The sequence below is a fragment of the Streptomyces malaysiensis subsp. samsunensis genome, from assembly GCF_024519315.1.
GTDB lineage: Bacteria > Actinomycetota > Actinomycetes > Streptomycetales > Streptomycetaceae > Streptomyces > Streptomyces malaysiensis.
The window spans coordinates 1-245 of sequence record NZ_JANIIC010000302.1; the positions used below are offsets into that span (position 1 = coordinate 1).

1 protein-coding gene is annotated in these 245 nt (G+C 65.7%); it reads right to left on the minus strand.

From position 1 onward, the window contains the following. On the minus strand, positions 1-245 hold a 245-nt coding region (locus NQU54_RS48995; RefSeq protein ID WP_441005773.1), incomplete at both ends, for a hypothetical protein.

The following is a 245-nucleotide window of genomic DNA, read 5'->3' on the forward strand; positions in this document are numbered from 1 at the left end:
CTTGGAGAGGCGTTCGTAGGCGTCGGTGGAGAGTTTGGCCATGTCGAAGAGGGGTTTGGCTTCGGTGCGGGCCTGTGCGGTGGTTTCGGCGCAGTGCATGCCGCCGGCGACGGCGACCATCTTGCGCGGGGTGATCGGGTGGGGGTGGTCTGTGGCGGCGAGGGTCTTGTCGTAGAGCTTGACCATGTTCTCGACGAGGTCGTAGCCGAGGTAGAGGCCGCCCATGATGGCGCCGATGCCCATGG